Below are 24,099 nucleotides of genomic sequence, written 5' to 3'. Positions count from 1 at the left end.
AGCCGTCACGTGACAGCGTCCAGCAGTTCCGACCAGCAGCTGAGGCTGCTCGCCGTCCACGCCCACCCGGATGATGAGTCCAGCAAGGGTGCGGCGACCATGGCAATGTATGCCGCGGCTGGAGTGGACGTCATGGTTGCCACGTGCACGGACGGGTCGCGCGGCGACATTCAGAATCCCGCCATGGAGGATGCCCCGCACCCCAAGCGCGACATGGCCGGTGCACGGCGCCTGGAGATGGCCAACGCAGCGGCCGTCCTCGGTATCAAGCAGCGGTGGCTGGGTTTCGTGGACTCGGGACTGCCCGAGGGCGATCCGCTCCCTTCGCTGCCCGCGGGTTGCTTCGCCTTGCAGCCTTTGGAACGGGCAACGGCGCCGCTGGTCCGCTTGGTCCGGAACTTCAAGCCCCACGTCATCCTGAGCTATGACGAAAATGGAGGGTACCCGCACCCGGACCACATCATGGCCCACAAGGTGGCTGTGGAAGCCTTCCAAGCCGCAGGCGATGCTGATCGGTATCCCGGACTAGGGGAGCCCTGGGCGCCGAGCAAGCTCTACTATGACCGCGCGTTCAGCCCCGAACGGTTCCGTGCCCTGCACTTCGCCCTGGAAGAAGCCGGCCTGCAATCGCCCTACGCCGAACGGCTCGCGGCGTGGCTGGAAGCCGACGCCGAGGGCCACACCCCGCCGGTCCCTGCGCACCAGACAACCACCCAGGTGGATTGCGGGGACTTCTTCGAGGCCAGGGACGACGCCTTGCGGGCACACCGGACCCAGATCGACCCGCTGGGGTTCTTCTTCGCTGTGTCACCGGAGCTGCAGCGAAAGGTGTGGCCATGGGAGGACTACACCTTGGTCACCTCGCGGGTCCCGTCCGAACTGCCGGAGAAGGACCTCTTCGCAGGGATAAGATAGGAACGCCGGCAGTTTCTATCGCTCGTAGAAATTGCATCAGCTCCCATAGAAGGTTTGAACGTGCACCACTTGCTACTCGCCCTGACCGTTACCCCGTCGCCCGATCCCACGGGCACGCTGCGGCCCGGCCTGTCCGAGGATCAGGTGACGCCAGGTACCTGGGGCTTCGTCCTGACGGCCTTCATCGTGATCCTCACGACGTTCCTCATTGTGGACATGGTGCGGCGTATCCGTCGTGTCCGCTACCGGGCACAGGTAGAGGAAGCCCGCCTGGCGGCCGAGGCCGGCGAGCCCGCGCAAGCCGGTGAGCCCACGGGAACCGGCGAGCCCACGGGAACCGTCGAGCCCGCGCAAGCCGGCGACCGCTCGGATGAGAACGGCGATGCCGGACCCGGGATCCGCTGACCCAGGCGGGCACAACTGGCCAGGGGCGGGAAACGCCCTTGGCTCGGAGCCCTCTGCCTACCTGCGGCAGCATGCGGACAACCCCGTGTACTGGCGGCCTTTCGGTGATGAGGCTTTCGCCTTCGCTGCCGAGCGCGACCTGCCGGTCTTTCTTTCCATCGGCTACGCCGCCTGCCACTGGTGCCACGTCATGGCCCACGAGTCCTTCGAGGACCAGGAAACTGCCGACTATCTGAACGCGCACTTCGTGCCGGTCAAGGTGGACCGCGAAGAGCGGCCCGACGTCGACTCCGTGTACATGGCAGCCACCCAGGCCATCAGCGGCGAGGGTGGCTGGCCGATGTCAGTGTTCCTCACCCCGGAGGGCCTTGCCTTCCATGCGGGCACCTACTTTCCGCCCACCCCATTGCCGGGCAGGCCGTCGTTCCGCAATGTCCTGGAAGCTGTCCATGACGCCTGGGTGGAACGCCGCGATGGGGTGGAGCAAAACGCCAGGGGGTTGGCAGTCAACATGGCCAACACCCAAATGGCGGCGGCTGTCCGGCTCGACGGGCCTCCTGAACTGCTGGATCCCGCGGTTCTCGCCGAGGCCGTCAGGCTTCTTGCCCGCTCTGAGGACCCCGCCGTCGGCGGGTTCGGCAACGCACCCAAGTTCCCGCCGTCGGCGGTGCTTGAGTTCCTGATCCGGCACGCGGCCGCACCGTCGGATACGGCGGACGCCGCGCGCGACATGGCGGGACGCGCCCTCGCCGGCATGGCCCGTTCGGCTCTGCGCGACCAGCTCGACGGCGGATTCGCCAGGTATTCGGTGACGGCGGACTGGTCTGTGCCGCACTTCGAGAAGATGCTCTACGACAACGCCCAGCTGCTGCGGGTATACGCGCACTGGGTGCGCCTGGGCGGTAATGAGGTCTTTACGGCCGAGGAGGGCGCCGCTGTCGCGTCACGGTGCGCGGACTGGATGCTGGACTCGCTGTTGCTCGCGGGTGGCGGCCTGGCATCGTCCCTGGACGCCGACACAGTGGTGGAAGGCGTGCATCACGAGGGCGCTACCTACCTTTGGACCAGGGAAGCGCTGATGGACGCCCTCGGGCCCGGCGACGCCCAGGCCGTCGCTGCCATCATGAATATCGGTGCGCAGGGGACCGTGTCCGCCCTCGGATCCCCGCTGCACCCAGGGCGATCATTGACCCACGCCGAGGCACAGCTCTGGGAGCGTGTCCGCCCCCGGCTGCTCGCCGCCCGCGACCTCAGGAGCCAGCCGGCCCGGGACGACAAAGTGGTGGCGGGCTGGAATGGGATAGCTGTAGCGGCACTTGCCGAGGCGGGCGCAGTCCTGGATCGCCCGGACCTGGTGCAGGCCGCTGAAGCTGCGGCCCGGTACCTGGTCGACGTCCACTGGGACAGCGGGGCACGGCAGCTGGTGCGCGTTTCGCACGACTCGCAGGCGCGCGGCATAGGCGGCCTCCTGGAGGACTATGCGTTCTGCGCTGATGGTCTCCTTGCGCTGTACGCCGTGACGGGGCACAGCCGCTGGTACGCCGCTGCGGAGGACGTCATTCAGGCTGCCTGCACGCGGTTCACCGAAAACGGTTACCTGTCTGACTCGACGGGGGAGTCCGCGCAGGTATTCAACGCGCAGGGCCAGCACCCGGCGCTTGACCCTTCTGATAACGCCACGCCCAGTGGCGCCTCCGCCTTCGGCGGGGCGCTTCTGTCCTACGCCGCCTATTCGGGCTCGCACGATCACCGGGTCATGGCCGGTAACATCCTGGGCTTGCTCCCGCCGCTGGCCACCCAGGCGCCCCGGGTTGCCGGATGGCTCCTGGCCACGGCCCAAGCTGCCCTGGCCGGACCGGTGGAGGCCGCCGTCGCAGGTCCTGAATCACCCCTCCGGCGCGAACTGCACCTGGCGCTGTTGAAGTCGCCCAGCCCCGGGCTGGTGATCGCTTTGCAGCCGGACCCCGACGACGTGTCCCCGGCCGACGCCGCAGTCGACGTTCCGTTGCTGCTCCAGAGGGCCGGAGGCCCGGAAGGGGAACCGTTGGTCTACTTGTGCCACGGAATGGTGTGTGAACGGCCCCTGGGCGACGTGCCGGCGATACTGGCGCGGCTGGCGGCGATGGCTTCGGGCGGTCAGTCCGCCAGTTAGCTCAGGACCGCCATCATGATGGCGATGAAGTGTGCCGCGAAGGCCAACACCGTGAAGGCGTGGAAGAGCTCATGGAAGCCGAAGTGGGTGGCGCTGAAGTTCGGCTTCTTGATGCCGTAGAACACGGCTCCGGCGATATAGAGCGCACCACCGACGCAAATCAGGATCGCCGCGGCGGCGTTGGCCGCAAAAAACTGCGGCAGGTAGAACAACGCACCGCAGCCCAAAGCGATGTAGACGGGGACGTAGAGCCACCGGGGCGCGCCTGTCCAGAGGATCCGGAAAAGTACCCCCACGATTGCCCCGGACCACACGAGCCATAGCAAGGTTATGGCTTCGGAGCGTTCCAGGAGGGACCAGGCCAGTGGGGTGTAGCTGCCTGCGATCACCAGCATGATGTTGGTGTGGTCCAGCCGCTTGAGGATCATCCTGACCCGGGGCGACCAGTTGCCGCGGTGGTAGACGGCACTGACGCCAAAGAGCAGGAATCCCGTCAGCGCATAGATGGCCGAGGTGACCTTGCGGTCCGGAGTGGGTGCGACCGCCACCAAAAGAATCCCGGCAGCCAGCGCGAAAGGAGCAGCGACGGCGTGGATCCACCCACGCCAGAGGGGCTTGGTTTCGAGGAGCTCAGCCATGGTTCAAGAATAACTTACGTTCCGGTAAGTTACCGCAGGGTAACCCCTGCTGGCTGGAATTTGACTGGGGACTGCACCGCCTTGACGGCTCGGGCAGGTAGCCTTGGATGTGCGCCGTCGTCGTACAAGCAAGGAAGTCAGGTGAGAGTCCGGTGGAGCTGCCCGGTTTCCTCTATGGCTTCTACGAGCGCAAGCTGCTGCGCTCACTCAAGCAGGACCAGATCCCCCGGCATATTGGCGTGATGGTGGATGGTAACCGCAGATGGGCCCGCCAGTTCAACGCTCCCACCAGCCAGGGCCATCAAGCCGGTGCGGACAAGATCCACGAGTTCCTGGGCTGGTGCCAGGAACTCGGCGTCAAAGTAGTGACGCTCTACATGCTCTCCACGGACAACATGAACCGCTCCGGTGAAGAACTGGACCTCCTCATGGGCATCATTGCCAACACCATGGACCGCCTCGATGAGGACGAAGACGTCTCGGTCCACGCCATGGGCGCACCGGAGCTCCTGCCGGACTACCTCGCTGAACGACTCAACAAGCTGACCTCCCGCACGCCCGTCCATGAAAAGATCCACGTCAACGTAGCAGTGGGTTATGGGGGCCGCCGCGAAATCGTCGACGCCGTGCGGGAACTGCTGCACGATGCTGCCGCCAAGGGACGCTCCATGACGGAGGTCGCAGATGAACTTTCGGTGGACGACATCTCGCGCTTCCTGTACACCCGGGGCCAGCCCGATCCGGACCTGGTGATCCGCACTTCCGGAGAGCAGCGGCTCTCCGGCTTCCTCATGTGGCAAAGCGCCTACAGTGAGTTCTATTTTTGCGAAGCCCTGTGGCCGGCGTTCCGCAAGGTCGATTTCCTGCGTGCGCTCAGGGATTATGCCGGGCGGCAGCGCCGCTACGGAACCTAGCCCCGGTCCGGTTCACCGAAAATTAACGAGCCGGACATGCGACTTGCCGACGACGGATTGCGGAAATGAATGTGTCCGGGATTACGTTAATCCCATCAGCAGGCAAAACCGCCCGCTGATCGGGGAGGCCAGTACATGGAGCGGAACATCGCACCAGTTACATGGGAGGCCACGCCCGGCCTTCCGGCCGAGCCGCTTCACCATTAGGCCGGGCGACCGCCCGGGGCTGGAGTCGATGTGGCTATTTCTGAGCAACTGCCCGCAATGGTTTCCGACGGGGAAAGTGCAGCTACCTCTCGCGCCAAGCGGGTCCCACAAAAAGCGCGGACCGTCACGTCCGCCACAGGCCGCAGCTACGTGATCGATACCTCGGTCCTGCTATCCGACCCACACGCGTTGTTGCGCTTCGCCGAACACGAAGTCATCGTCCCGATCGTTGTCATCAGCGAACTCGAAGGAAAACGCCACGACCCCGAATTGGGCTACTTCGCCCGGAAAGCGCTCAGGCTCCTGGATGACCTCCGGATCGAACACGGAGGCCTGGACCACCCCATTCCCATTGGGCCTGACGGTGGAATCCTCCGGGTGGAAATGAACCACATCTCCCCGGACGTCCTCCCTGCAGGGTTCCGTGGGGGAGACAACGACAGCCGTATCCTGGCGGTCGCGAAGAACCTTGCCAATGAAGGCCACAACGTCACGGTCGTCTCCAAGGACCTGCCGATGCGCGTCAAGGCCTCCGCCATGGGTCTCCATGCCGACGAGTACCGCAACGAACTGGTCAAAGACTCCGGCTGGACAGGCATGGCCGAGGTGGAAGCCAACGACGACGAAATCACCACGCTCTACGGACACGAGCCCGTCTTCATCCCTGCAGCGGCGGAACTCCCCGTCAACACCGGATTGGTACTGCTCTCCAACCGCGGCTCCGCGCTTGGCCGTGTAGGCGCCGACAAGCAGGTCCGGCTGGTCAAAGGCGACCGCGACGTCTTCGGACTCCACGGACGCTCAGCCGAGCAGCGGCTGGCCATCGACATGCTCATGGACCCATCGGTGGGCATCGTCTCCATCGGCGGCCGGGCAGGAACCGGCAAGTCCGCGTTGGCGCTCTGTGCGGGCCTGGAAGCCGTGCTTGAGCGCCGCGAACACCGAAAGGTAGTGGTGTTCCGGCCCTTGTACGCAGTAGGTGGCCAGGAACTTGGCTACCTCCCCGGGTCCGAGTCCGAGAAAATGAACCCCTGGGCGCAGGCTGTGTTCGACACCCTGGGCGCTCTGGTCAGCCAGGAAGTGGTGGAAGAAGTCATGGACCGGGGCATGCTCGAGGTTCTTCCCCTGACCCACATCCGCGGACGCTCGCTGCACGACGCCTTCGTGATCGTCGACGAAGCCCAGTCCTTGGAGAAGAACGTCCTGCTCACCGTCATGAGCCGGATCGGGCAGAACTCCAAGATCGTCCTGACCCATGATGTGGCCCAACGCGACAACCTCCGCGTCGGCAGGCACGACGGCGTCGCGGCCGTCGTGGAGACGCTCAAGGGCCATCCGTTGTTCGGGCACATCACCTTGACGCGGTCCGAGCGCTCGCCTATTGCCGCCCTTGTAACGGAATTGCTCGAAGGGGCTGAAATCTAACCCAACGGCCGGTAGACCAACCGCGGCGAAGGCCAGACATCCTCTGCGTGCTAGCTCGTTCCTCGCTTTTGACGCACGCTGTCGGATGCCTGGCCTTCGCCTTTCACCCAACCGCCGTTACGCTATTCACACCTTGAGGTAGGTTTTTAGGTTCTCGTGGCCTTGGACTTTGAGGGTCCAGTCTGGGCGCTTGAACGTGGTGGGGGTGAGCCTGACTTTCTGGACTTCCTCCGCCTTTTCGCCCCAGGCGTCGCGGAAGATGCCATTGGGTTCGTAGCCCAGGCTTGTCGATACGCCCAGTGATTGCTTGTTCCAGCCGGCGGCTTCGGACTCGGCCACTTCCGCGTCCAAGTAGTCGAAGGCGTAACCCACGACGGCGGCACGCATCTCCTTGCCGAAGCCGCGGCCCTGCGCGGACTGCTTGAGCCACGAGCCCGTGCTGACTGTCTTCAGGGTGGCGAAGTCCTTGGCACCGATGTCCTGGACTCCGAGGAATTCGTCCTCATGCCAAACGGCGAGCAGCAGCGTCCACGAAGCCGGCGTGAAGTTGGCACGGCACCGCCAGTACCACTGGGCCATGTTGGGCGCCAGTTCGTCCTCCGGCAGTTCAGCCCATGGGGTGCTGAAAGGGCTCTTGCCGGCCTCGTGGACGCCGGAGCGGGCGGCAGCCACAGCGGACGGGATATCCGCGTCGAGAACGGCGCGCAGGGTGAGCCTCGGGGTGGTGAGGATGAGTCCGAACGGGGGCCAGATGTTTGCCAGCGATGTCATCGCCGTAGCTTAGCCCGCCGGGTGGGCATGGGCGAGTCAAGCTCCTGGTTCAGGCGGCAGGGCCGATGTCCCAGGGAATGTGGCGCCTCACGTCGGTGAGGTTCATGGACTCGGCCAGGAACAGGTCGTCCAACATGTACTCATCGACGCCCAGGATCTTGAGCCAGTGTCCCTTGCCGGACGTGTCCCCATCCAAACTCTGGCTTGCAACACAAACTCCCGTACCGGCGTCGATCCTTAGCAGTGTCCGTCCCGGGTGAACCAGTGGCTCCTTGGGGTCTGAGGGTACGTAGGCCCGGCTGGGCGTGACGATCGTTTCCAGTGCCGGCCGGCCCTCATGATCCACCTCCCGCGGCTCTTCCAGGAAGACCCTGTTGGTATCGGGGAATTCGATCGGAACCGGCGAGTTGCCGGCAAGTTCCACGGGGTCGAGCGCAGCGGCGAGCCGGCCATTGCCAAACGCAGGCTCACCATACGCCGCCTCAGGGCGTCGCCGGACCAAACCGACGTCGTCATAGACCGGCGTGACAAGGTGGGGTGGCAGCAGCCACGAGCGGCGGGTGGCGCTGACGTAGAAGTCGTCCCGGGAATCGTTGATGCCCGTGGTGCTGTGCAGCAACTGGCCGTCAGGAGTTTCAAGGCGGAGGGCCCCCGGACGCCGAAGCCAGGCCCGGACCATGGTGGCCCCGGTCCCGGGCCGCTCAAGGTATTCGAAGCGGAGGGTGGTCCACTTCCACGGCGAAGAACGGCAAAGGTTCCGGAATGTGGAGGACAAGTCGGAAGCCTGTCCGCCTGCACTGAATCGCCCCATATCCACAGTTTACCTAGGGGTCCAAGCGGTCCGGGAAGCCAAAGGGGGATAGCATCACGAAGGTGATCCGACGACTCTCCGACCTCTGGGACGACAGCCCGCTGGCCTTCTGGCTGGTCGCCGTGGCATGCCTGTATTTCCTGGTGATGGCCGTGCGGCTCACAGTGATAGACGTCCGGAGCCACCTGCTGCCCAACCGCATCGTGTTCCCTTCCTACGCCATGGCCGGGGTGCTACTGCTGGGGGCAGCCCTCGCAGCATCCATGGCCGGCGTGGCCCCGGAACCCGCAGGTGCCCTACTGGGAGTGCCAGGGCTCGGGGTACTGGCCGGCGGAGTGGGGCTCTGGCTGTTCTATTTCGTGCTCCGGCTGATCCACCCGCCCGGGATGGGGTTCGGGGACGTCAAACTCGCGGGGGTACTTGGCCTGTACTTGGGCTACCTGGGATGGACGCACCTCTTCGCGGGAACGTTCGCGGCATTCCTGCTGGGAGGGCTCTGGAGCCTGGTCGTCCTCTTGACGCGGAAGGGAACCCTGCGTTCGGCCATCCCTTTTGGGCCGTTCATGCTCGCTGGTGCCGTGGCCGCCATGGTGCTGTTGCCCGCCTGAGGTTAGCCTGTCTGCAAAGGCAACAACGTGTGAAGACTGAAACCCGTTCATGAGGAAGCTGGGACCATGGGTGCACCCGAGTTCGTGCTCAAGCTGAGGGAAAAAATCGGCAACGACGCCCTCTGGTTACCTGCCGTCCGCGGAGTGGTTTTCGACGACGACGGTCAGGTGTTGCTCGGCCAACGTGCCGATAATGGGCACTGGGCGCTCATCACCGGCATGCTGGAACCCGGCGAACATCCAGCGCCCGGCCTTGTGCGCGAGATCTTCGAGGAAACAGCGGTCGTGGCACGGACCGAGCGAATCATCGGCGTGGGCGTCGTGGGGCCAATAACGTTCCCGAACGGCGATGTCTGCGACTTTTTGGACATCACGTTCCGCTGCAGATACGTGTCAGGAGAAGCGCGGGTGAACGACGACGAATCGCTCGCCGTCGGGTGGTTTCCCTTGGATGACCTCCCGGACATGAGCGCCGGAAACCTTGAAGCCATCAGGCTTGCCACGGAGCCCGAAGGCCCCGTGGCATACCAACCGGAGGATGAGGACTACTGACGCCCCGCGTCGGCGGTGGGACGATCGTCGTCGAGCTCTGCGGAAGCCGTCAGGCTGGCTTCCAACTGGGCAGTCTCCAAGCGCTCCGCCTCGAGCCTTTCAGCCTCAGCGCCACCCACGGCCTCTCCACGGGCCACCATGCCGGCGGTGTCCGAAAGGGGAATCTGCTTCAACGTGATGGCCAGGAGCAGGGCGATGGCGATGAACGGCACGAGGTACCAGAACACCGGAGCCAGCGAGTTCGCATAAGCGTTGACGATTGCGTCGCGCAGCTGCTCGGGCAGCTGTGCCAGTGCCTGCGGATCCAGGGTGCTGGTGGACTGCGACGCCTGCTCAGTTGACGCACCGGCACCTGTAAAGGCCTTGGTGAGGGACTCCGCCAGGCGGTTGGTGAAGATGGAGCCGAAGACGGCCACACCCAATGAAGCGCCCACCTCACGGAAGTAGTTGTTGGTGCTTGTTGCCGTGCCGATCTGGTCAGCCGGAACGGAGTTCTGCACCACCAGGACAATGACCTGCATGATCAGGCCGAGCCCGGCACCGAAGATGAAGAGCTGAACGCAGATGACCCAGATGGGTGTTTCAGCCGTGAGGGTGGTCAACCACAGCATCGCCGCAATGGTCAGGGATGCGCCCAGGATGGGGAACATCTTGTACTTGCCGGTCTTGGAAATGCGGATACCGGAGTAGATGGAGGTGCCCATCAGGCCCACCATCATGGGCAGCATCAGCAGGCCGGATTCGGCGGCGGAGGTCCCGGAGGACATCTGCAGGAACGTGGGGACGAAGGCGATCGCCGCGAACATGCCCAGGCCCAGGGTGAAGCCGATGGCGGTGGCGTTGATGAAGATGGGGTTCTTGAAGAGGCTGAGCGGAATGATGGGGTCCTCGGCGCGACGTTCGGTCATCACGAACGCAACCGCCGCCAGGACCATGCCGGCACCGAAAGCCCACGTGAGCGGGGAATCCCAGCCTTCGTCCTTCTTGCCGCCAAAGTCGGTGAAGAAGATCAGGCAGGTGGTGGCCGCGGAAAGGAACACGACACCAAGGATGTCGATCTTCTTGTCGGCCTTCTTGTTCGGCAGCGTCAGGGTGAACCAGGCCGTGATGAAGGCGGCGATGCCGATGGGGATGTTGATGTAGAAGGCCCATTCCCAGGTGAGGTGGTCCACGAAGAAGCCGCCCAGGAGCGGTCCGGCCACGGCAGAAAGGCCGAAGATGGCACCCAGCGGGCCCATGTACTTACCGCGTTCCTTGGCGGGAACGATGTCGGCGATGATGGCCTGCGAGAGGATCATGAGGCCACCACCACCCAGGCCCTGGATGGCGCGGAAGATCACGAAGCCCCAGAAGTCGGTGGCAAACGCGCAGCCCACGGAGGCCAGGGTGAACAAAGCGATCGCAACCAGGAACAGGTTTCGACGCCCCAGGATGTCACCGAACTTGCCGTAGATCGGCATCACGATGGTGGTCGCCAAAAGGTAGGCGGTGGTGATCCACGCCTGGTGCTCGACGCCGCCGAGCTTGCCCACGATGGTGGGCATGGCGGTGGAGACGATGGTTTGGTCGAGGCTGGACAGGAGCATGCCTGCGATCAGCGCCGAGAAGATGATCCAGATTCTCTTCTGGGTCAGCAGCAAGGGTTCTGCTGCTTTCGAGAGTGTACTCATGCGGGTTCCTTCGGTGTCTGTGCAGGAGTGGTGTCCAGCGGTTGCGAAAAGAGTTTCCGGGCTGCGGCGAGGTTCTCCTCAAGGAGCTCGCGGTAGGGCCGGGCGTTGTCCTCGGAGAAGAACTGATGGGAAGTTTTCTTGGAAACAGCACCAAAAACCACTGAGGCCATGATGACTTCCGGGTGGTCGGGGGCGAGGCCTTCACGGGCGGCGACCAGTTCCATGAACTGCCGTTCCCTGGCCTCGCCTTCCAATGTCATGCGGCCCAGGAGCTGGGGCTCGGCTTTGATGGCGGCGATCAGTTGGTGGATCTCGGCGCGGCTGATGGTGGAACGCTCCACGATGTCCACAGTGAGGTGGTAGAGGGCGGCGAGCAGGGTGGCGGAAATGCCATCCGGCAGCCTTTCGGGATCGCGGTTGAACTCGTCCAGCGCATCTTGGGGCAGATCGTCGGAGAAAGCTCCGATCACTGCGTCTTCCTTGGAATGGAAGTAGTTGAAGAAGGTCCGGCGGGAGATGCCCGCCTCCTCGCACACTTCCTCCACGGTGTAGCCATTGAGGCCGTGCTCGGCAGTCAGGGTACGCGCCACTGCGGTGATGGCCAGCCGTGTGGCCGCCCGTTTGCGCTCGCGGAGGCCGCCGTCGATATTTGCACTATTACTCACAAAGTAAAGTTTTGCACTCTTCATAAGAAAGTGCAAAAAGATTGCCCTGTGTCATCTCTCACTTAATCCGGGTACGACGACGGCCGGCACCTTTCGTGCGAAAGGTACCGGCCGTCGTCGTGCTTTATGTTTTAGTTCTTGTGTGCGGGGGAGGTCATGGTGGTGACGTCCAGGGCCTTGTCGAGGTCAGCCTCAGAGACCTTGCCTTCACCCTCGCCAACGAAGCCGAGCTTCTCGGTTGCCTGGCGGATGGTCAGGCCTTCCTTGACGGCGATCTTGGCGATCTTGGCTGCGTTCTCGTAGCCGATGTACTTGTTCAGCGGCGTCACGATGGACGGGGAAGCCTCAGCGAGGAAGCGTGCACGCTCAACGTTGGCGGTGATGCCGTCGATCATCTTGTCTGCCATGACGCGGCTGGTGTTGGCCAGCAGGCGGATGGACTCCAGCAGGTTCGCGGCCATGACGGGGATGCCGACGTTCAGTTCGAAGGCGCCGTTGGTGCCGGACCAGGCGATGGCGGTGTCGTTGCCGATGACCTGTGCGCAAACCATGATGGACGCCTCGCAGATGACCGGGTTGACCTTGCCCGGCATGATGGACGAGCCCGGCTGGAGGTCCGGGATGGCAATTTCGCCCAGGCCCGTGTTGGGGCCGGAGCCCATCCAACGGAGGTCGTTGTTGATCTTCATGAAGGAGATCGCGATGTTGCGCAGCTGGCTGGAGCCTTCGATCAGGCCGTCGCGGTTCGCCTGGGCCTCGAAGTGGTCGCGTGCTTCGGTCAGCGGCAGGCCGGTGTCGGCTGCGAGGAGTTCGATGACGCGCTCCGGGAAGCCGGCCGGGGTGTTGATGCCGGTACCAACGGCGGTGCCGCCAAGGGGAACCTCAGCAACGCGGGGGAGGGCGGCGTTGATGCGCTCGATGCCGTAGCGGACCTGGGCGGCGTAACCACCGAACTCCTGGCCCAGCATGACGGGCGTAGCGTCCATGAGGTGGGTGCGGCCGGACTTGACGACGTCCTTGAACTCAACAGCCTTACGGTCCAGGGATGCTGCCAGGTGCTCGAGGGCCGGGATCAGGTCGTTGATCAGGGCCGAGGTTGCGGCAACGTGCACGGACGTCGGGAAGACGTCGTTGGAGGACTGCGATGCGTTCACATGGTCGTTCGGGTGGACGACTTTGTCACTCCCGGCTGCTGCGAGGGCGCGTGAAGCGAGTTCGGCGATGACCTCGTTCGTGTTCATGTTGGAGGACGTACCCGAGCCGGTCTGGAAGACGTCAATCGGGAAGTCGCCGTCGTACTTACCGGAGGCAACCTCATCGGCAGCTGCGGCGATGGCCTCGGCGAGCTCACCATCGAGCACCCCCAGTTCAGCGTTCGCCAGTGCGGCTGCCTTCTTGACGCGGGCAAGGGCCTCGATGTGGGTGCGCTCAAGCGTCTTGCCGGAGATCGGGAAGTTCTCCACAGCACGCTGCGTCTGGGCGCGGTACAGGGCGTTCACGGGGACGCGAACTTCGCCCATCGTGTCATGTTCAATACGGAACTCAGTGGTGGAAGTCATGGGGCTAGCTTATGGCGATTGGACGCCTCACTGAAAACCCGGTGGGGAGTGCTACGTGCCCCGGCCACCTGGCCGGGGCACGCTGTGCTACAGCTCGCCGATGGCGGAAACAAGGGCCGCCTGGCCGTCGCCGAGCTTGTAGGAAAGGCCGATGACAGCCACGCGGCCTTCCTCAATGGCGTCCGAAATCACACGCGAGCTGTCAGCCAGGCGGTCGGCAGTCTGCTTGACGTGTTCCACCACCATGTCGTTGACATCCTCCTGGCCGTTGCGCTTGGCCGTGAGTACCGAGGGGGTGATGCGTTCGACGAGGTCCCGGATGAAACCTGGCGGCATCTCGCCCGTTTCCACTGCGGCCTTGGTAGCCGTGACAGCTCCGCAGCTGTCGTGGCCAAGGATGGCGATCAGGGGAACCTTGAGTTCGCTGATGCTGTACTCGAGCGAACCCAGGACCGCGTCATCAATCACCTGCCCGGCCGTGCGGACCACAAAGGCATCGCCAAGGCCGAGATCGAAAATGATTTCAGCCGCAAGGCGGGAATCCGCGCAACCAAAAATGACCGCGAAAGGATTCTGGCCCTCGAGGAGCGACGAGCGGCGGGAGGCATCCTGGTTGGGATGGCGTGATTCGCCCGATACAAAGCGTTCATTGCCCTCGCGGAGGCGTTGCCAAGCCAGGGCTGGAGTCAGTTTAGTAGGCACCTTATTACCTTACGGTGCCGGTGTAGCGGCCTGCGAAACTGTTGCGCTGTTTGGCGCTAATCCTACGGCTGGGCGGACACGGTGGGCGCCGGGGCCTGGTCGGCGGATTTAACGACCGCGGCAGCGAGCGTTGCGAACTCCTCCAGGCTGGCGGTGCCGGTAAGGATCAACGTGGTGCCGCGGTACTCCAGCACCATGCTGCGCTTCTCCTTGCCGGAGTCCCGCAGTTCCCAGTCCTGGCCGCCAGCATTGCGCGTGCCGGTGACGGGGAGGTTGCCTGTCTGCTGCAAAATCCAGGTGGGGTTGGCCTTATTGGTCTGGGTGAGGCCGATGAAAGCCTCCTTGGGAGTCAGGTACCCGACTTCCCACGTGGGTACGCCGCTGCCGCTGCCCGACTCCCACCTGGCGTAGTTAGGGGTGAATGTGTCGCCGGTATCCGGCGTAACGGGTGTGAATCCCGCCACATCCGTTGCGTTCTTGGCGATGGATGCCACGTCCACGGGCGGCCTGAAGCCCTCGCCTTTCGGTGCCGGGTTCATGAGGACGATCGGAAGGAACGCCAGGATGCAGACAAGCAACGCGATGACCATGCCGATGACCGAAGCATTGGCCCGCTTGGCCGCTTTCGCCGCGATGACGGGTTTGTACGGTGCATCAGGGGCGGCCTGGTCATGGGTTTGGTTGGCCTCTGCAACATCGGAAGGGTTGTCCGCTGCGGGCTTGTCCTGCGTTTCACTCACCACTCCATGATCCCTTATCGGGGCATGGAACACACATCCGGGCACCTCACCACCGTTATTGCGGCCGGTGGTCATTCAACGACCCCAAGTGGATGCGGCGACTATGATCGTTGGTAGAGGAACCCCGGGTTGCCCCGCGCAACCATGTCCGGTCCCGTGAATCGTCACTCGAAGAAGAGGTTCAAGTGTCTCCTGCACCAATGACCCAGCAGTATTCCACGATTTCGCCGTCGCTCGCCGTCGGCATCGACGAACCCGACCGCAACCTTGCGCTTGAACTCGTCCGCGTCACCGAAGCCGCGGCAATTGCCGGCGGCCACTGGGTAGGTTTCGGCGACAAGAACAAGGCAGACGGCGCGGCCGTCGACGCCATGCGTTCGTTCCTTCACACCGTCCACTTCAATGGCGTCGTGGTGATTGGTGAAGGCGAAAAAGATGAAGCCCCCATGCTGTTCAACGGCGAACAGGTTGGCGACGGCACCGGGCCGGAGTGCGACGTCGCCGTCGACCCCATCGATGGAACCCGCCTCACCGCCCTGGGTATCAACAACGCCCTTGCAGTACTGGCAGTAGCCGAGCGTGGCTCCATGTTCGACCCCTCGGCTGTCTTCTACATGGAGAAGCTCGTCACCGGTCCCGAAGCCGCTGACATGGTGGACCTGCGCCTGCCCGTCAAGCAGAACCTGCACCTGATCGCCAAGGCCAAGGGCGTCAAGGTCAACCAGCTCAACGTCATGATCCTGGACCGCGACCGCCACCGTCCCCTCGTGGAAGAAATCCGCGAGGCCGGAGCGCGCACCAAGTTCATCATGGACGGCGACGTCGCAGGTGCCATCGCAGCAGCCCGGACAGGTACCGGCGTTGACGCGCTCATGGGCATCGGCGGAACCCCGGAAGGCATCGTCGCTGCCTGCGCCATCAAGTCACTCGGCGGCGTGATCCAGGGCCGGCTGTGGCCGACGTCGGACGACGAGAAGCAGAAGGCCATCGACGCCGGACACGACCTCGACCGCGTCCTGTCCACCAACGACCTCGTCACCTCGGACAACTGCTACTTCGCAGCCACCGGAATTACCGACGGCGACCTCCTCCACGGCGTGCGCTACCAGAAGGACCGTGTCCTCACGCAGTCCATCGTCATGCGCTCCAAGTCCGGGACTGTGCGCTTCGTTGATGCCGAGCACCACGCATCCAAGTGGGAGACATACGCGCGCAAGGCGTAATCCCCTCACTTAACAGAAGGACGGCGAGCATTGCTCGGCGGCTATCTCCTCGTACCTCGTCGATTTGATGCCGCTGCCGCAATACTCGCCGTCCTTCTTTGTGCGTGAAGGCTTAGCCTGCGCGCCTTTTTAGGGGCGGGGGGTCAGCGGAGCTTGTCCCGGAGGCTTCTCGCTAGTTGGTAGGCGCCGTAGCGGAGTTTGTTTACCGGGAGGTCCCAGGTGCCCGGGTAGGAAACCTCGCGGCCACCGAAGGACTTCTTGAAGGACGTGAAGCCCGCCCATTTATGGTCCGGCTGATCCTCGGGCGCCACGCCCCACAGGTCTACGTGCTTGAGGCCCTTCTCCTTGGCATCTGCGATCAGGGTAACCAGGAGCGGGATCCCGGCGCTGAGCTTGCGGTGGGTATCGTCCAAGGCGGCGTGGGCGTACACGCGGGTGTCGGATGAATCGTAGGCGAAAGCAGCAGCGATCGGCTCGCCCTCCAACTCCGCGATGAACAACGTTCCGGCGCCGGCGGGGAGCAATGACGCTGCCACCTGGGTGAGGTACTCGTCGCTTTGCGGTTTGAAGCCGTTGCGGGCCGCCGTCAGGTGGAGGAAGTGGAGGAGCACCGAAATGTCGGCGGGATCCTGGGAAGCCCGGAAGGTCACACCCTTTTTGTGGATGTTCCGGTACAGGTTCCGGTTGGTCGGCTTCATTCCGGCCAGGACATCCTTGAAGTCACCCTCGAGGTCCACCACCCAGCTGAGTTCCGGTTGCTGGTTGACCGGAGCGGGCCGCAAGCCGCGTGCGCGAAGGAGGGCGCCGGCGTCGGACGCTGTAAAACCGGCGGCAGCGGGCTCCATCCGGACGAAGACCGCATGCTCCCTCTTGGCCAGGGCCACCAAGGCTTCCGTCGCGGCGTCGAAAGCTTCCACTGACTCGGCGACCGGGCCGTACGGGGAGTAAATGACCTTGCCCGCGGGGTTCTTCTCCTCAATGGCGAGGAAGCTCCAGCCCGGGCCGGACTGCTCATGGACACGGCGACCCAAGGCGCGCTGGACATCGGCCCACGCGGGGGTTTGCAGGAAAAACTCCATGGATCAGTTCCCCAGCCCTGTGGTGACAGCGAAGGCAACGCTGGTTTCCGTCGCCCCCTGAATCGGGTGCACGTTGACGGGCGCCTCGATGTCGGGAATGAAGGCGGCGGCACCCCGCTGGAGCTGCAGGTCGCTCTTGGGGGAATCCAGCAGCACGTCGCCGGCAACAACCACAACGACGGCGGGCCCGGCCTGCGCCAGCGGCACCGGCTCGGCTCCCGGAGCGAGTTCAATGCGCTGCAACTGGAATTCCGTGAACGGCGGCCGGTAGAGTTCCTGCCCGAATTCCGTGCCGCTGGCCTCGACACGGGGTACACCGAGTGCCTCGAAACGGACGGTCTTCAGTAGCTCCGGGACGTCGACATGCTTGGGGGTCAGGCCTCCGCGCAGCACATTGTCCGAGGACGCCATCACTTCCACACCCAGGCCGTGGAGGTACGCGTGGACGTTCCCGGCGGGCAGGTAGACCACTTCGCCGGGCTCCAGCGAAACGAGGTTCAGGAGGAGCGAAATGAGCACTCCAGGATCCCCTGGGAAGGCCTCGTTAATGTCCAGGAGCGCACCCAGCACGTCCTCATGGGGCTCCCTGGGCGCCCCCGAGCGGAGCACTGCTTCGGCTTCGACAACTGCCTCCGAAACCTTCCGGCCACCCTCAATCAGGCGGGTAAAGGCGGCCTTCAGCGCTGCAGGTTCATCGGCCTGGCTGAGGTCCGCAATGACCCCCGTGATGATGTCCGGGACATCCATTGCGGCGGAGTCCATCGACGCTGCAAGGTGCTCGAAAACCTGCTTGGCGGCCGCAGCGGACCTGAACCCGCACAGTGCCCGGAACGGAGTCAAGGCAAAGATCAGTTCCGGTTTGTGGTTGTCGTCCCGGTAGTTCCGTTCGGCGGAATCGGCTGGCAGCCCGGCCGCGTTTTCGCGCGCGAAGCCCTCGCGGGCTTGCTCAAGGCTGGGGTGGACCTGCAGGGACAGCGGCTGCTCCGCGGCCAGGAGCTTGGTCAGGAACGGCAGCCGCGGCCCGAACGCTTCGAGGCTTTCTGCTCCCAGGAAATGCCGGGGATCGGAGGCGATCAAAGCATCCAGGGGCTGAGTGACGCCATTGGGGTGGATGGCCGTCGAGGGTGAATCCGGGTGCGCCCCGATCCACAGTTCCGCTTCCGGTCCACCCGAGGCCGGCCGACCCAGCAAGTCGGCGATCGCCGTCGTCGACCCCCAGACGTAGGGCCGCAAAACATTCTCAATCTGGTACACGAAAGAAGGTCCTTATCGTTGCGCTGGACGTGGTGGTTGGACGACAGCCGGGCTTAGAGCGGTGCGCATTGCCCGTTGGTGGCCACGAGGTCACGGATACCCTGCTCATCGCCCTGGGCCTTGAGGCCGTTCAACAATTCAATGGTGATGGGCGTGCCGTCCGGGGTGGTGGTCACCGGTGTGAAATCCGCCGACGGCGATGGCAGCTGGCTCGCCGGCAGGCGCCCGGATACCGGGCCCGCTGCTGCGGCCGCACCTGCAGGGGTGCCGACGGGGGAGACGACGGCGTCATCCGCTTTGGGGCTGTTGGTGGACTTCAGGAGTTCCTGGACCTTTGCGTGGATCAGGTCAAAATCGGGAACGGTGGAGAACGACGCATCGAAGTCCGGAGGGCCGATGGTGAGCCGTTTGACGGGCTGGTTCTTGGACTTCAGGGCAAGGTCAACGAAGCTGCCCAGCTGGTTCGAGGAAATGTTCGAGTCCACCACCTTGGTGCCGGCGTTGGCGATGTCCTCGAATTTGGTCAGCAGGGTGGCCGGATCCAGTTGCTTGAGCATGGCCTGTTGCACGCACTGTTGGCGTGCGATCCGGGCGTAGTCGTCCACGAATTCGCGGGACCGTCCGTACCACAGGGCATGGAAGCCATCGAGGTGCTGGTCGCCGGCAGCGATCCAGCCATCGGGCATGCCGTGGATGCCGTGGGCCTCATCGGTGACGGGGCCACTGATGGGCACCCAGCCTCCGGCTTTGATGCGGATGCCGCCCATGGCGTCGATAAGTTTGGCGAAGCCATCCATGTCCACCAGAACGTAGGCCTGGACGGTAATGCCCAGCGTTCCGGATACTGCTTCCAGGGTGGCTTGTGCGCCGGGGTCGGCTACGCCCGGATACAGGTCCTGGTAGTTGTTGGTGACTTCGGTGTTGACGGCGTTGATGAGGCACTCATCGCCGCAGTTGTAGCCATCGGGGTAGATCTTGCGCATCGGCGAGCCCTCGCTGAACTGCGCATTCTGGAGGTTGCGGGGGACCGAGATGATGGCGCTTTCGCCCGTCTTCGCGTCGACGCTGATGACCGAGAGGCTGTCCGGGCGGCGGCCCGTCCGGTCATCTCCGGCGTCCCCGCCCATCATCAGGAAGTTGTAGCGTCCGTCCACGGGATCGATGGCGGGACCGGCGTCGAAGATGCTGCCGATCGCGTTGCGGCTCACGTTCAGGACGTACGCGATGTAACCCAGGGATCCACTGGCCAGGACCGTGGACACGGCAAGGACAACGGCGATGATGGGCCGCATCCCTGGTGCCAGGAGGTTGGGCCTGATGATCCTCAGCGTGTTGAGGAACAAATACGCCCAGCCCAGCGCCAGGGCCACCAGCAGCACGATGACCACCAGGGAACCAACAGGGTGCGTGACGATGCTCAGCAGCATGGTCCGGTTCACCAGGGCAATGACGAGGGTCAGCAGCGCCAGGGCCCAAACCGTCAGGGTAACGCGCAACGCCCTGCGGCCCAGTTTGCGGTCACCAGCGACAATCTGCGCGCTGCCGGGGATGAAGAGAGTCAGGAGTACCAGCACGAAGGCGCGTTTGGTCCGCACCGGAGCACTGGCTCCGGAGGGGTAGCGGACAGGATCAGTCAGTGCAGCACCGGGCTGATTCGGAGTCTTGTGCATGGTAGTCATCCGCTGCCTTCCTAGCGGATGCTCCGGGCTGAAGCATTGGCGGGGGAGAAGACCTCTTCCACTTTGTGGCGCAGGTTTTCACCCTTCTTGGTGGCGACGTCGTTCAGCTCCTGGGCGAAGGCCAACAGGTCTGCACGGAGCTTGGATGCGAGCTCGTCCGTACCCGATGCCAGGATGCGCACCGCAAGGAGTCCGGCGTTGCGGGCTCCTGCGATGGACACCGTGGCTACCGGAACACCCGCGGGCATTTGCACGATGGACAGCAGGGAGTCCATGCCGTCGAGCGTTTTCAGGGGGACCGGTACGCCGATCACAGGCAGGGGAGTTACCGATGCCAGCATGCCGGGCAGGTGCGCCGCGCCACCGGCACCGGCAATGATGACCCGAAGGCCGCGTTCGTGGGCCGTTTGGCCGTACCGGATCATTTCGGTTGGCATGCGGTGTGCCGAGACGACGTCTGCCTCGAACGGGATGCCGAATTCGGCAAGGGCGTCAGCGGCAGCCTCCATGACGGGCCAGTCCGAGTCGGAGCCCATGACGAGTCCGACCAGTGGGGCAGTTGTTCCAGTCGTCATACGGTTTTCTCCAAGGATGTCGGCTCGGGTTTGCGGCCGTCGCGGATGATGTTGGCCACGGCCGTGGCACGCTGGCGGACGGAGTCGACGTCGGAAATCGACGTGCCGACGAGGTTGACATGCCCGATCTTCCGGCCGGGCCGGACGGACTTGCCGTAGGAATGGACCTTGGCTGCAGGCTCGTAGGCGAGGGCCATGGGGAATGCGTTGAAGAGATCCTGGTTGTCGCCGCCCAGGAAGTTCTTCATGACCGTAACCGGGGCCAATGCATCCGTAGCGCCAAGGGGAAGGTCCAGGACCGCACGCAAGTGCTGTTCAAATTGGCTGGTGATGGAGCCATCCTGCGTCCAGTGCCCCGTGTTGTGGGGGCGCATGGCCAGTTCGTTGATGAGGAAGCCTGCCCCCACGCCGGGTGTTTCGAACAGCTCGGCCGCCATGACGCCTGTGACGCCGAGTTCGTTGGCAATGCGAAGTGCAGCTTCCTCGGCGGCGGCAGCCACCTCAACGGAAATGTTCTGGGCGGGTGCGATCACTTCGTCGCAGACGCCATCCACCTGGATGGTGTGGACTACGGGCCATGCCCGGGACTCGCCGCTGGGGGTGCGGGCGACAAGTGCGGAGAGTTCGCGGCTGAATTCCACCTTGGCTTCGGCCAGCAGTGGGCTCATGGCCTGGAACCAGTCGCCGGTCCCGTGGGCTTCGTCCGCGGAGCCGATGATCCTGACGCCCTTGCCGTCGTATCCGCCCCGGGGTGTTTTCAGGACCACGGGCCAGCCGATCCGGTCACCGAAAGCCACCAACTCGTCGGGCGTGTGCACGGCGGACCATTCGGGGTTGGGCAGTCCGAGCCGATCAATAGCGGCCCGCATCACGAGCTTGTCCTGGGCGTTCACCAGGGCATCCGGTCCCGGCTGGACATTGACACCGGCATCCAGCAAGGCCTGGAGGTGCCCGGTAGGAACGTGCTCGTGGTCAAAGGTCAGCACGTCCACGCCCTTGGAGAACTCGAGGAGAGTGTCCAGGTCCTTGTAGTCGCCGACCGGGGCCGAGGCCACCGCGGCAACGGCAGAAACGTCCTCGCCTTCAGCCAAAACGCGGAGTTCGAAGCCCAGTGCGGTAGCGGGCGGAGCCATCATTCGGGCGAGTTGGCCGCCGCCAACAACGCCAATTACTGGAAAAGTCACAATGTTCAGCCTACCGAACCGGCGGCGGGATCACTGATTCTGGCGCTCTTTCCCTGCCTTTTTGCGGTGTGCCCTGCCTTCTATGGGTGTTCTCACAGGCTGTTCCCGGGCACCGCCGCGAAATCGGCGCTAAAATAAGTTTGGCCCATCGGCCCATCTTCAACGGCCATGGAGGGTCATGATCAACACACTTGCAGATCGCATCCGCGGACTTGCCTCGCTTTTCTGGCGCGAGGTAGCCAAGTTCGGCGCCGTCGGCGGTGTTGCCTTCGTCATTGACTCGGCTGTCTTCATCTGGCTCTTTTCGGGCCCGATGCACGGCAGCGAAGTGTGGGCCAAGGCACTCGCCACCATTGTTGCAAGTGTGTTCTCCTGGGTAGCCAACCGCTTCTGGACTTTCCGCCACCGCAAGCAGGCCAACGTGGTCCGCGAAGCCGTGTTGTTCGCCGTCATGAACATCGTCGGGCTCTTGATCGCTTCCGGATGTGTGTGGTTCGCCAAGTACATCCTGGACCTGAACGACAAGCCGTCATTGTTCATTGCCGGCAGCGTTGTGGGCCTCATCCTGGGCACCATCTTCCGCTTCTTCGCCTACCGCTTCTGGGTCTTCAATGAGGAACTGGACGCCGAGCCGGAGTTCTCGCACGACCACGAGATCCTCGAGGGACACCACAAGCCCAAGAATGGCGAGACCGCCAGCCCTGCGACCGGCGAACTCCCCATCAAGAACGTCTGACCAGTACCTCCGCTGACATCAGCGGCGGGTGACGCGCTCGTTCTCCAGCAAGTGTTCGGTGACGTCCAGTGCAGGGTGCACCAGGACCACCGATCCATCCTGCTTCCAGGCACCCAGCGACGCCGACAGGCCCTCTTCCAAACCATTGGCGGCGCGTACCAGGAGGCGCACCCCCGGCTCCTGGGCGGCAGCAAACCCGTCCATCAGGGCGTCGTGTGCATGTGCGGTGCTGCTGCGGACAGCGGGCAAATCACCTTCGGGTTCGTTATGTGCCATGAAAACGTCACCGTGGGAGCGGACTTCCGCGGCATAGTCCACGACGCCGGCAGGCAACTCGCCGGGCCAACGCATGGCGAGTGCGGCCAACGGCACAGCCACGACGGCGTCGAAGCCGGCCCCGCCGCCGTCGTCGGGCTTGTCCGTGACAAGAAGGTCTGCTGACGAATCGTCGAAGACCACCTCCAGTCCAAGCTGCCAGGCCGCCAGGGCCCACACGAACGACTTCCAATGCGCGGGGAGGTCCAGCCGGACTGCCATCCCCGGTTCGGCGTCCAGCTCGTCCTGCAGCAGGTTGCTGGTCTTGGCCACCCAGTTGTCCAGAACGCGGCCCGAAAGTTCAACGCGCTCTGAGTCCGGTCCGTACCAGGTGAGCCGTGGTGAAGTTGCGTGTCCGGACCTCAGGGCCGTCATCAGGTTCGCTGCCGGGATAGTCATAGGCCCATCTTGCCACGCTGCGATTGGGCGGTCGCCAGCCATTGTGAAATGAAACACACCAGTCCTGGCCGGGGTGGTGGTGGGCGCTCCGGGGGCGGGCGAAATTCCGCATAAATTCAATGAAAGTTCACGTAAATCGATCCAAGGCTCCCGTTTTCCGCCGCAACACGCGGCGACGCGGCGAAAATGTTGGGCGTGGCGCATCCCACGTTTCTACAGATTCTTGATTATTATTCCGGCGCGGCTTGACTGTCGGTAGTTACACGCGTGTAATTAGTAATCAACGCCGCTGCACAGAGGACCGGAACGCCACCGGGAATCGGAAATACATCCAAGCAGCAGCTGCAAACTCAGGAGGGACGCCATGGGGCAAGCGTTGCGTATCCAGGAAGATGCAGTCGTCGCAGAACATGCGTCGGTGAAATACCGTTCGCGGGAAGTACCGGGAGACTGGTACGTCGATCCCGCGGATCCGGAAGCGGCAGACCGCTACAACCAGAATGTGCAGCAGTCTCTGGAGGATCAGGCAACTGCCCTCCTGGCAGCACATGAGGCACTGATTGGTGACCTGCCCGCGGGGCCGGACGATGACGTTGACGACCCTCCCATGGAGCTGCGTCGTCCGCTGGAAACACCGGGCCAGCCCGTGTGGATCGGCCTTCCCAGCCAGGGTGACTTCGATGACGAAGGCGAGCTCGGCTGGCAGACAGATGCGCTGTGTGCGCAAACCGATCCTGAAGCGTTCTTCCCCGAGAAGGGTGGATCGACGAGGGATGCCAAAAAGGTCTGCGGAGCGTGCAATGTCCGCTCGCAGTGCCTGGAGTACGCCCTTGCAAACGACGAACGGTTCGGTATTTGGGGCGGCCTCTCTGAGCGGGAACGTCGTCGGCTAAGGAAGCGAGCGGTCTAATTCTCAAGGAA

The 24,099-nt window shown here is 63.9% G+C and carries 24 protein-coding genes; 10 read left to right on the top strand and 14 right to left on the bottom strand.

Features of this window, described 5'->3' with window-relative positions; translation table 11 throughout:
* Window positions 1–9: 9 nt before the first annotated feature.
* From mca to AC5RU9_RS13705, 3 genes are read left to right on the top strand one after another with little or no spacing between them, the layout of a single operon-like run.
* Window positions 10–915 (top strand): mycothiol conjugate amidase Mca, encoded by a 906-nt coding sequence (gene mca, locus AC5RU9_RS13715; RefSeq protein ID WP_494016871.1) that lies wholly within the window; start codon window positions 10–12, stop codon window positions 913–915.
* A 60-nt stretch (window positions 916–975) separates the two neighbouring features.
* Window positions 976–1,320, top strand: coding sequence for a hypothetical protein (locus AC5RU9_RS13710; RefSeq protein ID WP_494016870.1), 345 nt, complete (start codon window positions 976–978; stop codon window positions 1,318–1,320).
* Window positions 1,298–3,472: a thioredoxin domain-containing protein gene (locus tag AC5RU9_RS13705; RefSeq protein ID WP_494016869.1), complete on the top strand. Its 2,175-nt coding sequence runs from the start codon at window positions 1,298–1,300 to the stop codon at window positions 3,470–3,472. Before AC5RU9_RS13710 ends, AC5RU9_RS13705 begins: the two co-directional genes overlap by 23 nt.
* On the opposite strand, the gene trhA is transcribed toward AC5RU9_RS13705, so the two are convergent.
* Window positions 3,469–4,110, bottom strand: coding sequence for a PAQR family membrane homeostasis protein TrhA (gene trhA / locus AC5RU9_RS13700; RefSeq protein WP_211713132.1), 642 nt, complete (start codon window positions 4,108–4,110; stop codon window positions 3,469–3,471). The two genes, AC5RU9_RS13705 and trhA, sit on opposite strands and share 4 nt — an antisense overlap.
* 107 nt (window positions 4,111–4,217) lie before the next feature.
* On the opposite strand from trhA, the gene AC5RU9_RS13695 reads away from it, so the two are divergent.
* The gene (locus AC5RU9_RS13695; RefSeq protein ID WP_211713133.1) at window positions 4,218–5,024 is read left to right on the top strand and encodes an isoprenyl transferase; all 807 of its coding nucleotides are present in this window, start codon (window positions 4,218–4,220) and stop codon (window positions 5,022–5,024) included.
* 237 nt (window positions 5,025–5,261) lie between these two features.
* On the top strand, window positions 5,262–6,656 hold the full coding sequence (gene phoH2, locus AC5RU9_RS13690) for an RNA 5'-3' helicase PhoH2 (RefSeq protein WP_494016868.1): 1,395 nt from the start codon (window positions 5,262–5,264) through the stop codon (window positions 6,654–6,656).
* 126 nt (window positions 6,657–6,782) lie between these two features.
* Here phoH2 and AC5RU9_RS13685 read toward each other — a convergent pair whose 3' ends face one another.
* Both AC5RU9_RS13685 and AC5RU9_RS13680 read right to left on the bottom strand, forming a co-directional pair.
* The gene (locus AC5RU9_RS13685; protein WP_494016867.1) at window positions 6,783–7,427 is read right to left on the bottom strand and encodes a GNAT family N-acetyltransferase; all 645 of its coding nucleotides are present in this window, start codon (window positions 7,425–7,427) and stop codon (window positions 6,783–6,785) included.
* A 49-nt stretch (window positions 7,428–7,476) separates the two neighbouring features.
* On the bottom strand, window positions 7,477–8,238 hold the full coding sequence (locus AC5RU9_RS13680) for a hypothetical protein (RefSeq protein ID WP_494016866.1): 762 nt from the start codon (window positions 8,236–8,238) through the stop codon (window positions 7,477–7,479).
* Window positions 8,239–8,300: 62 nt separating this feature from the next.
* Between AC5RU9_RS13680 and AC5RU9_RS13675 the strand changes: the two genes are divergently transcribed.
* Both AC5RU9_RS13675 and AC5RU9_RS13670 read left to right on the top strand, forming a co-directional pair.
* Window positions 8,301–8,846, top strand: coding sequence for a prepilin peptidase (locus tag AC5RU9_RS13675; protein WP_494016865.1), 546 nt, complete (start codon window positions 8,301–8,303; stop codon window positions 8,844–8,846).
* A 66-nt stretch (window positions 8,847–8,912) separates the two neighbouring features.
* Window positions 8,913–9,398, top strand: a complete 486-nt coding sequence (locus AC5RU9_RS13670; protein ID WP_494016864.1) for an NUDIX hydrolase — start codon at window positions 8,913–8,915, stop codon at window positions 9,396–9,398.
* Here the strand turns inward: AC5RU9_RS13670 and AC5RU9_RS13665 are convergent.
* The 5 genes from AC5RU9_RS13665 to AC5RU9_RS13645 all read right to left on the bottom strand — a co-directional run bounded on the left by AC5RU9_RS13665 (window position 9,392) and on the right by AC5RU9_RS13645 (window position 14,734).
* Window positions 9,392–11,068, bottom strand: a complete 1,677-nt coding sequence (locus tag AC5RU9_RS13665; protein ID WP_494016863.1) for an MDR family MFS transporter — start codon at window positions 11,066–11,068, stop codon at window positions 9,392–9,394. The genes AC5RU9_RS13670 and AC5RU9_RS13665 overlap by 7 nt on opposite strands.
* On the bottom strand, window positions 11,065–11,733 hold the full coding sequence (locus tag AC5RU9_RS13660; RefSeq protein WP_494016862.1) for a TetR/AcrR family transcriptional regulator: 669 nt from the start codon (window positions 11,731–11,733) through the stop codon (window positions 11,065–11,067). Before AC5RU9_RS13660 ends, AC5RU9_RS13665 begins: the two co-directional genes overlap by 4 nt.
* Window positions 11,734–11,864: 131 nt before the next feature.
* Window positions 11,865–13,292 (bottom strand): class II fumarate hydratase, encoded by a 1,428-nt coding sequence (locus AC5RU9_RS13655; protein ID WP_494016861.1) that lies wholly within the window; start codon window positions 13,290–13,292, stop codon window positions 11,865–11,867.
* An 87-nt stretch (window positions 13,293–13,379) separates the two neighbouring features.
* Window positions 13,380–13,994, bottom strand: coding sequence for a carbonic anhydrase (locus AC5RU9_RS13650; RefSeq protein WP_211713146.1), 615 nt, complete (start codon window positions 13,992–13,994; stop codon window positions 13,380–13,382).
* A gap of 62 nt (window positions 13,995–14,056) precedes the next feature.
* Complete coding sequence (locus AC5RU9_RS13645; protein WP_494016860.1) at window positions 14,057–14,734, bottom strand: DUF4245 domain-containing protein; 678 nt, start codon at window positions 14,732–14,734, stop codon at window positions 14,057–14,059.
* A 200-nt stretch (window positions 14,735–14,934) separates the two neighbouring features.
* Here AC5RU9_RS13645 and glpX point away from each other — a divergent pair, with 200 nt between their 5' ends.
* On the top strand, window positions 14,935–15,957 hold the full coding sequence (gene glpX, locus AC5RU9_RS13640; protein WP_018777307.1) for a class II fructose-bisphosphatase: 1,023 nt from the start codon (window positions 14,935–14,937) through the stop codon (window positions 15,955–15,957).
* Window positions 15,958–16,100: 143 nt separating this feature from the next.
* Here the strand turns inward: glpX and AC5RU9_RS13635 are convergent, their stop codons facing one another.
* Genes AC5RU9_RS13635 through AC5RU9_RS13615 form a run of 5 tightly spaced genes read right to left on the bottom strand, consistent with a single transcriptional unit; the run spans window position 16,101 to window position 21,728 of the window.
* Window positions 16,101–17,036: a lipid II:glycine glycyltransferase FemX gene (locus tag AC5RU9_RS13635; protein WP_494016859.1), complete on the bottom strand. Its 936-nt coding sequence runs from the start codon at window positions 17,034–17,036 to the stop codon at window positions 16,101–16,103.
* Between the two features lie 3 nt (window positions 17,037–17,039).
* Entirely contained in the window at window positions 17,040–18,290 is a 1,251-nt protein-coding gene (gene manA, locus AC5RU9_RS13630; RefSeq protein WP_494016858.1) for a mannose-6-phosphate isomerase, class I, read from the bottom strand.
* Window positions 18,291–18,343: 53 nt separating this feature from the next.
* Window positions 18,344–19,969 (bottom strand): LCP family protein, encoded by a 1,626-nt coding sequence (locus AC5RU9_RS13625; protein ID WP_494016857.1) that lies wholly within the window; start codon window positions 19,967–19,969, stop codon window positions 18,344–18,346.
* An 11-nt stretch (window positions 19,970–19,980) separates the two neighbouring features.
* Window positions 19,981–20,544, bottom strand: a complete 564-nt coding sequence (purE, locus tag AC5RU9_RS13620; RefSeq protein ID WP_494016856.1) for a 5-(carboxyamino)imidazole ribonucleotide mutase — start codon at window positions 20,542–20,544, stop codon at window positions 19,981–19,983.
* Complete coding sequence (locus AC5RU9_RS13615) at window positions 20,541–21,728, bottom strand: 5-(carboxyamino)imidazole ribonucleotide synthase (protein ID WP_494016855.1); 1,188 nt, start codon at window positions 21,726–21,728, stop codon at window positions 20,541–20,543. The genes purE and AC5RU9_RS13615 overlap by 4 nt, the downstream gene beginning before the upstream one ends.
* 178 nt (window positions 21,729–21,906) lie before the next feature.
* Between AC5RU9_RS13615 and AC5RU9_RS13610 the strand changes: the two genes are divergently transcribed.
* A complete protein-coding gene (locus tag AC5RU9_RS13610; protein ID WP_494016854.1) occupies window positions 21,907–22,464 on the top strand; it encodes a GtrA family protein in 558 nt (185 codons plus the stop codon).
* 18 nt (window positions 22,465–22,482) lie between these two features.
* On the opposite strand, the gene AC5RU9_RS13605 is transcribed toward AC5RU9_RS13610, so the two are convergent.
* Window positions 22,483–23,178: a TIGR03089 family protein gene (locus AC5RU9_RS13605; RefSeq protein ID WP_494016853.1), complete on the bottom strand. Its 696-nt coding sequence runs from the start codon at window positions 23,176–23,178 to the stop codon at window positions 22,483–22,485.
* A 364-nt stretch (window positions 23,179–23,542) separates the two neighbouring features.
* On the opposite strand from AC5RU9_RS13605, the gene AC5RU9_RS13600 reads away from it, so the two are divergent.
* A complete protein-coding gene (locus AC5RU9_RS13600) occupies window positions 23,543–24,088 on the top strand; it encodes a WhiB family transcriptional regulator (protein ID WP_211713163.1) in 546 nt (181 codons plus the stop codon).
* Window positions 24,089–24,099 lie beyond the last annotated feature (11 nt).

This window comes from Arthrobacter sp. B0316-5-4 (assembly GCF_059090325.1).
The sequence above is the reverse complement of the archived record's forward strand: the minus strand, read 5'-3'. Positions and strand labels throughout refer to the sequence as shown.

Coding starts and splice junctions, on each gene's coding strand:
- AC5RU9_RS13685 (WP_494016867.1), bottom strand. CDS start 7,427: ATGACATCGCTGGCAAACATCTGGCCCCCGTTCGGACTCATCCTCACC.
- purE (WP_494016856.1), bottom strand. CDS start 20,544: ATGACGACTGGAACAACTGCCCCACTGGTCGGACTCGTCATGGGCTCC.
- AC5RU9_RS13665 (WP_494016863.1), bottom strand. CDS start 11,068: ATGAGTACACTCTCGAAAGCAGCAGAACCCTTGCTGCTGACCCAGAAG.
- trhA (WP_211713132.1), bottom strand. CDS start 4,110: ATGGCTGAGCTCCTCGAAACCAAGCCCCTCTGGCGTGGGTGGATCCAC.
- AC5RU9_RS13655 (WP_494016861.1), bottom strand. CDS start 13,292: ATGACTTCCACCACTGAGTTCCGTATTGAACATGACACGATGGGCGAA.
- AC5RU9_RS13680 (WP_494016866.1), bottom strand. CDS start 8,238: ATGGGGCGATTCAGTGCAGGCGGACAGGCTTCCGACTTGTCCTCCACA.
- glpX (WP_018777307.1), top strand. CDS start 14,935: ATGACCCAGCAGTATTCCACGATTTCGCCGTCGCTCGCCGTCGGCATC.
- AC5RU9_RS13635 (WP_494016859.1), bottom strand. CDS start 17,036: ATGGAGTTTTTCCTGCAAACCCCCGCGTGGGCCGATGTCCAGCGCGCC.
- AC5RU9_RS13600 (WP_211713163.1), top strand. CDS start 23,543: ATGGGGCAAGCGTTGCGTATCCAGGAAGATGCAGTCGTCGCAGAACAT.
- AC5RU9_RS13670 (WP_494016864.1), top strand. CDS start 8,913: ATGGGTGCACCCGAGTTCGTGCTCAAGCTGAGGGAAAAAATCGGCAAC.
- AC5RU9_RS13610 (WP_494016854.1), top strand. CDS start 21,907: ATGATCAACACACTTGCAGATCGCATCCGCGGACTTGCCTCGCTTTTC.
- AC5RU9_RS13605 (WP_494016853.1), bottom strand. CDS start 23,178: ATGACTATCCCGGCAGCGAACCTGATGACGGCCCTGAGGTCCGGACAC.
- AC5RU9_RS13705 (WP_494016869.1), top strand. CDS start 1,298: ATGCCGGACCCGGGATCCGCTGACCCAGGCGGGCACAACTGGCCAGGG.
- AC5RU9_RS13625 (WP_494016857.1), bottom strand. CDS start 19,969: ATGACTACCATGCACAAGACTCCGAATCAGCCCGGTGCTGCACTGACT.
- AC5RU9_RS13695 (WP_211713133.1), top strand. CDS start 4,218: ATGTGCGCCGTCGTCGTACAAGCAAGGAAGTCAGGTGAGAGTCCGGTG.